We start from the raw sequence: 7131 nt of genomic DNA on the forward strand, positions 1-7131 counted from the left end.
CCGCGGAGAACTCGACGATCTGAGGCGCTGGACCACGGACGGACCACCAAAGACAGCCCCACCAGCGAGACGGGGCGGGCACGCGCGCATCCCAGGCCGAGCCGGGAGGCTCTTTGCGCAAAATTTGCTAGAATGCGTCCATGGCAGGCAGACGGCCACGGCAGACAGCCACCATGAGCGACGTGGCCAAGCTGGCGGGCGTCTCGATCTCGACGGTGTCGCACGTGCTGAACAGGACCCGGGCGGTAGCTCCGGACACCGCCCGCCTCGTGCACGACGCAGTGGCCGCGTGTGGCTACGTTCCGGAGAAGCTGGCGCGGCAGCAGCGTGAGGAGTTCGGCACCATCGGGTTGGCGATGTCCGCGATCTCCAACCCCTATTTCGCCGATGTCGTGCACGGCCTGGATCGGCGGGCGACCCAGGAAGGCTACTCACTGCTGCTGGCCGAAACGCACGATGACGCGGACACCGAGCTGCGCGCCGTGGGCGAGTTGCTCAGACGCAAGGTCAGCGCGATCGTCCTCGCCCCGTCGGGCGATGCCGCACGGACGTTGAGTTACACGCGGCAGGCAGGCCTGCCCGTGACCGTACTCGACCGCTTCGTCAGGGAGGCGGTCGACCAGATCGGCGTCGAGAACATCGAGTCCACCGCCCGGCTCGTCGACCACCTCGCAGAGATCGGCCACACCCGCATCGCGATGATCTCCGGTCGCCCCGGGCTGGCTACGACGGAGGAGCGTATCCGCGGCTACAGGCGAGGCTTGGAACGCAACAGCATCCCCAGACGGGACGAGTACCTCGTCTCCGGAGGCTCTCAGGCGGCGCCGGCCCAGCAAGCGATCGCCAAACTACTGAGCCTGCCCCAGCCCCCTACAGCGATCGTCGTGGGCAACAACCAGATGACCATCGGGACGATGCGGGGGTTGCGTACCGTGGGCGTGCGCGTCCCCGACGACATGGCGCTGGTCGCCTTCGACGACTTCGAGTGGTCAGACCTCTTCCATCCACGGCTGACAGCCATCGCACAGCCCACTTTGATGATCGGCGAGCAGGCATTCGAGCTCGCGCTGTCGAGGATCTCGCACCCCGACCTGCCTCCACGTCGGGTGCTCATCCAGCCCACATTCCAGCATCGCGACTCATGCGGGTGCGCCTCCGCGCAGGACGGCGAGGCGTCGTCCTGACCACGAAGCCCGGAGCACGGCGCGGTGGTCAACCGCCGGTCGAGGTGACGGGCGCTGCCGGTGTACCTGCCATGCGCCACGCCTGCGCCATCCTGGCCTCGCTGCGTGACCAGGGCGTCTACATGATGACGCCCGGGTCGTCCTCCTCGCTCCTTCGCCCTGGCCGCCCGAACCGCGTCGATTCCTCCGTGCGCGTCGCGAACGATGGACTCAGCGAGGGCAGTGCGTGCGTCGCGTTCGTACTTCGGGAAACAGATCGAGAAGGCACGCCCACGCCAAGTCTGAGCATCCCAAGAACCCCCGCAGGTCAGATCCCCTTGCCCGCAGGCTCCAGAATCGCCACGCACTCCACGTGATGCGTCATCGGAAACAGATCGAACACCCGCAACATCCGCACCCGATACCCCCCGTCCCGGAAGTACCCCAGATCCCGTGCCAGCGCCGCCGGGTCGCACGCCACGTAGGCGATCCGGCGTGCGCCGAGCGACGCCAGGTGCTGTACGGTGCCGCGGCCCGCGCCGGCCCTCGGCGGGTCGAGGACGATCAGGTCGACCTCCGTGATGCCGGTCCGCGGCAGGACCGAGTCGACCTTGCCCTGCTCGATGCGGACCCGGTCGAAGTCGGCGAGGTTGTGCCGGGCGTCCTCGACCGCGCGCTTGCCGGACTCGATGCCGAGCACCGCGCCCTGCTCGCCCACCCGGTCGGCCAGCGCGCCGGCGAAGAGGCCGGCGCCGCAGTACAGGTCGAGGCACATGTCGCCCTTGCGGGGCAGCAGGCCCTGCATCACCGCCGTGACGAGGGTGTCCGCGGCCTTCGGGTGCACCTGCCAGAATCCGCCGCCGCCCACCCGGTACGTACGGCCGTCCGCGCGCTCGCGGACGAAGGGGCGGCCGTGCACGCGGTGGACGCCGCCGTCCTTCTCCCCCACCCGCATCACCGACACCGGCCGGTCCAGCTCGACCAGCGGGAGCCTCGCGCCCGGCCGGGGGGTCAGGATCACCTGGCGGTCCTGCGAGCCGCTCGCCGCGATCGCCTCCACGGACTCCATGCCCGTCCAGTCGCGCTTCTCGATGCCCAGCTCGCTGACGCCCTCGGCGGCGATCAGGCAGTGGTCGATCGGCTCGACCTCGTGCGAGCGGTGGCGGCGCAGTCCGGCGTGACCGTCCTCGGTCACCGCGTACTGCATCCGCGTGCGCCACTGCGGCACCTGGCCGGCGGGCAGCTTGTCGCCCTCGGCCGGCACGACGGTGCCGTCCCAGCCGGCCTCCTCGGGCGTGAGGCCCGCGAGCCGCCGGAGCTGCTCGGCGACGACCTCGCCCTTCATCCGGCGCTGGGCGCCCGGCTTGGCGTGCTGCCAGTCGCAGCCGCCGCAGCGGCCGGGACCGGAGAAGGGGCAGGGCGCCTCGATGCGGTCCTTGGACGCCTCGAGGATCTCCACCGCGTCGGCCCGCAGGAAGCGGGCGCCCTCCTCGCCCTCCGTGACCCGCGCCACCACCCGCTCGCCGGGCAGCGTGTGCCGGACGAACAGCACTTGGCCCCCGGGTGTGCGGGCGATGCAGTGGCCGCCGTGGGCGACGGGGCCGATCTCGACCTCGTACTCCTCACCCACGAGCGATCCCGCCGGCGACTTCTTCTCTTCTGCCTGCATGGCGGGGTGACTCCAAAGGTGGGGGACGATCGACAACAGCCGTCCAGTCTACGTCGACTGCGAGGATTCCTTCGGCCGCTCCTGCGCCGGTCCGCGGCGGACCGCACCGGGTGCGTTCCACTCCTGCTGCCGGCGCGCCCGCCGCTTGGCCGCCTCGGAGGACTGCAACTGGTAGGGGACCGAGGTCACCATGACACCGGGCGTGAACAGCAGGCGGCCCTTCAGCCGGAGCGCGCTCTGGTTGTGCAGCAGCTGCTCGTACCAGTGACCGACCACGTACTCGGGGATGATCACCGAGACGACGTCGCGCGGGGACTCCTTGCGCAGGCTCTTGACGTACTCGATGACCGGCCGCGTGATCTCCCGGTACGGCGAGTCCAGGATCTTCAGCGGTACGTCGATCCCGCGCCGCTCCCACTCCGCGCGCAGCGCCTTGGTCTCCGCCGGGTCGACGTTGACGCTGAGCGCCTCCAGGGAGTCCGAGCGCATCAGCTTGGCGTAGGCGAGGGCGCGCAGGGTCGGGCGGTGGATCTTGGAGATCAGCACCACCGAGTGGACGCGGGAGGGACGGACCATGTCGTCGCTGGGGCCCTCGGGCGCCGCGATCTCCTCGGCCACCCGGTCGTAGTGGCGGCGGATCGCGGTCATCGTGGCGAAGAAGATGCACATGCCCAGCAGCGCCACCCAGGCGCCGTGCGTGAACTTCGTGACCAGCACGACGACCAGCACCAGCCCGGTGAAGAAGGCTCCGAAGGCGTTGATGGCCCGGGAGCGGATCATCCGGCGGCGCCTGGCGCGGTCCTTCTCGGTGCGCAGATGCCGGTTCCAGTGCCGGACCATGCCGGTCTGGCTGAGCGTGAAGGAGACGAACACGCCGACGATGTAGAGCTGGATGAGGCGGGTGGAGTCCGCTCCGTAGACCCACACCAGCAGTATGGCCGCGCCGGCCAGCAGCACGATGCCGTTGGAGAAGGCCAGGCGGTCGCCGCGGGTGTGCAGCTGGCGCGGCAGATAGCGGTCCTGGGCGAGGATGGAGCCGAGCAGCGGGAAGCCGTTGTAGGCGGTGTTCGCGGCGAGGAAGAGCACCAGCGCGGTGGCCGCGGCCAGCAGGACGAACAGGATGCTGCCGTCGCCGAAGACCGCCTCGGCGACCTGGGAGATCACCGGGTGCTGGACGTAGTCGCCGCCGACGGGGACGCCGTCGCGGATCAGGTCGACGGCCGGGTTCTCCGCCATGCGCACGTTGGTGGCCATGGCCAGGCCGATGATGCCGCAGAACATGGTGACCGCGAGCAGGCCCATCAGCGCCAGCGTCGTCCCGGCGTTGCGGGACTTGGGCTTGCGGAAGGCGGGGACGCCGTTGGAGATCGCCTCGACGCCGGTGAGCGCGGCGCAGCCGGAGGAGAAGGCCCGCAGCAGGAGGAAGAGCAGGGCGAAGCCCGCCAGGCCCTGGTGTTCGGGCTTGATCTCCAGGTCCGAGGTGGGGGCGCGCATCTCGTCGCCCAGCACGACCGCGCGGAACGCGCCCCACGCGATCATGGTGAAGACACCGGCGACGAAGATGTACGTCGGGATGGCGAAGAGCGTGCCCGACTCCTTCACCCCGCGCAGGTTCATCAGGGTCAGCAGCAGGATCACGGCGATCGCGCAGAGGACCTTGTGCTCGACCACGAACGGGATCGCGGAGCCGAGGTTCTCGATGCCGGACGAGATGGAGACCGCGACGGTCAGGACGTAGTCGACCAGCAGGGCGCTCGCCACCGTCAGGCCGGCCTTGGGGCCGAGGTTGGTGTTCGCCACCTCGTAGTCGCCGCCACCGCTGGGGTAGGCGTGCACGTTCTGCCGGTAGGAGGCGACGACGGTGAACATCAGCACGACGACCGCGGCGGCGATCCAGGGGCTGAAGTGGTATGCCGACAGGCCCGCGATGGACAGGACCAGCAGGACCTCGCCGGGCGCGTACGCCACGGAGGACAGCGGGTCGGAGGCGAAGACGGGAAGTGCGATGCGCTTCGGCAGGAGCGTTTCGCCCAGCCGGTCACTGCGCAGAGCGCGCCCGATGAGAATCCGTTTGGGCACGTCGGTCAGTTTGGACACAACAGAGGATCGTAAGCCTTCGAACGGCCGGTCGCCCACCCGCCACCCCAGGCCCGCCCCCGGTCTGCTCTCCGGGTGAATTCGCCGGGCGATGCGGCTGCGGATTCCGCAGGTCGTGGGGTTCGCATGCCTATATGACCAGACCCGGGCGCACCGCCGCCGTCGCCGCTCCTCCCGGAGGTCCCATGCCAGCGCCCGCAGAGCTGATCGGCGCCGCAGCCGCGCTCGTCGGACTCGTGTTCCTCACCGTCGCCAGCGTCCGCAGCATCGGCCGCCGCCGGTCGTCGGCGGGAGGCTGAGGACCGGCCGGGGAACGGACGGGGACCTGCGGGCCGGGCCGGGGAACGGGCGGGAGCCCGCGCGCCCGACGCGCCCCCGCTGCTTCCGGCACCCGGCGCGGGAACCGGCGGGGCGCCGGGACCGTCTTCGGTCCGGACTCCCCGAGCTTCGGTCCGGACTCCCCGAGCGCGTCCGGCCAGGGCCGTCGGCCGGGCCCCGGCCCCTACCGATACGTTGGATCCGGACAGCCGGCGACGGCGCCCCGGCCCCCGGCCGGGGCCACGGCGGGCGATTGCGCGCATGATGGTGCCTGGCGGTCCGCACAGGGGGCCGCGGCGTGCTGTCCGGCGAGCCGAGAGAGAGACATGAGCACGAGATTCACGAAGGTCAGCGGGTCTGTGGGAAGCGCGGTGTGACGCGATGCATATTGTCATCATGGGCTGCGGGCGAGTGGGGTCCGCGCTGGCCCAGACCCTGGAGCAGCAGGGTCACACGGTCGCCGTGATCGACCAGGACCCGACCGCCTTCCGCCGCCTGGGCTCCTCGTTCGGCGGTCGCCGGGTCACCGGCATCGGCTTCGACCAGGACACCCTGCGGGAAGCGGGGATCGAGGAGGCCGGCGCCTTCGCCGCCGTCTCCAGCGGGGACAACTCCAATATCATCGCCGCGCGGGTGGCCCGCGAGATGTTCGGTGTGGAGAACGTGGCCGCCCGCATCTACGACCCCCGCCGTGCGGAGGTGTACCAGCGGCTGGGCATCCCCACCGTCGCGACGGTCCGCTGGACGGCCGACCAGATGCTGCGCAGGCTGCTGCCCTCGGGCGCCGAGCCACTGTGGCGCGATCCCACGGGCGGCGTCCAGCTCGCCGAGGTGCACACGGCGACGTCCTGGGTCGGCCACAAGATCAGCCAGCTCCAGGAGGAGACCGGTGTCCGGGTGGCGTTCCTGACGCGGCTCGGGGAGGCGATCCTGCCGACCTCGCAGACGGTGTTGCAGGAGGGCGACCTGGTGCACGTCATGATGCGGGTCGACGAGGTCGACAAGGTCGAGGCGGCGTTCGCCAAGGGTCCCGAAGAGGAGGGCGGTCACTGATGAGGGTCGCCATTGCCGGTGCCGGCGCGGTCGGCCGCTCGATCGCGGGCGAGCTGCTGGAGAACGGGCACGAGGTCCTGCTGATCGACAAGGCGCCGACCGCCATCTCGGTGGAGCGCGTCCCGCAGGCGGAGTGGCTGCTCGCCGACGCCTGCGAGATCACGTCGCTGGACGAGGCGGCGCTCCAGCGCTGCAACGTGGTGATCGCCGCGACGGGCGACGACAAGGTCAACCTGGTCGTCTCGCTGCTGGCCAAGACGGAGTACGGCGTTCCGCGCGTCGTCGCCCGGGTGAACAACCCCAAGAACGAGTGGCTGTTCAACGAGGCCTGGGGCGTGGACGTCGCCGTCTCCACCCCGCGTCTGATGTCGGCCCTGGTCGAGGAGGCGGTGAGCGTCGGCGATCTGGTCCGGCTGCTGCGCTTCAGCCACGGCGACGCCAACCTCGTGGAGCTGACCCTGCCGGAGGAGTCGGCGCTGGCCGGCACCCAGGTCGGTGACGTCGACTGGCCCGAGGACACGTCGCTGGTCACCATCATCCGCGGCACCCGGGTGCTGGCCCCGACCCGGGACGACTCGCTGGAGGCGGGTGACGAGCTGCTGTTCGTCGCGGCACAGGCCCGTGAGGAGCAGCTGGAGGACCTGCTGTCGGCCCGCCGGGACACCGCCGGCGGCTGAGCGCCACGGGCGCGTGTAATGACGCGGTGTACGACGGTGGGGGGGCCCGGGGGTTTCGGGGGGCCCCCCCCTGTGGTGGCTGGGGCTTTGCATTGTTGGGTCTACTAGCGGGGAGCGTGTCTCCCGGTGGGCCTCACCGGGTCTCATCCTCCTT

At 70.7% G+C, this 7131-nt stretch carries 5 protein-coding genes; 3 read left to right on the forward strand and 2 right to left on the reverse strand.

What is annotated here, in order from left to right; translation table 11 throughout:
* Window positions 1-173 precede the first annotated feature (173 nt).
* Window positions 174-1184 (forward strand): LacI family DNA-binding transcriptional regulator, encoded by a 1011-nt coding sequence (locus tag ACZ45Q_RS13620; protein WP_468259475.1) that lies wholly within the window; start codon window positions 174-176, stop codon window positions 1182-1184.
* A gap of 307 nt (window positions 1185-1491) precedes the next feature.
* Here the strand turns inward: ACZ45Q_RS13620 and ACZ45Q_RS13625 are convergent, their stop codons facing one another.
* Together ACZ45Q_RS13625 and ACZ45Q_RS13630 are read right to left on the reverse strand one after the other, a co-directional pair.
* The gene (locus ACZ45Q_RS13625) at window positions 1492-2832 is read right to left on the reverse strand and encodes a class I SAM-dependent RNA methyltransferase (protein WP_468259477.1); all 1341 of its coding nucleotides are present in this window, start codon (window positions 2830-2832) and stop codon (window positions 1492-1494) included.
* Window positions 2833-2880: 48 nt separating this feature from the next.
* Window positions 2881-4929, reverse strand: coding sequence for an APC family permease (locus ACZ45Q_RS13630; protein ID WP_468259480.1), 2049 nt, complete (start codon window positions 4927-4929; stop codon window positions 2881-2883).
* A gap of 699 nt (window positions 4930-5628) precedes the next feature.
* Between ACZ45Q_RS13630 and ACZ45Q_RS13635 the strand changes: the two genes are divergently transcribed.
* Complete coding sequence (locus tag ACZ45Q_RS13635) at window positions 5629-6300, forward strand: potassium channel family protein (RefSeq protein WP_468259482.1); 672 nt, start codon at window positions 5629-5631, stop codon at window positions 6298-6300.
* Complete coding sequence (locus ACZ45Q_RS13640) at window positions 6300-6977, forward strand: potassium channel family protein (RefSeq protein WP_468259485.1); 678 nt, start codon at window positions 6300-6302, stop codon at window positions 6975-6977. Before ACZ45Q_RS13635 ends, ACZ45Q_RS13640 begins: the two co-directional genes overlap by 1 nt.
* Window positions 6978-7131: the final 154 nt, after the last annotated feature.

The organism is Streptomyces sp. NPDC031049 (assembly GCF_055571015.1).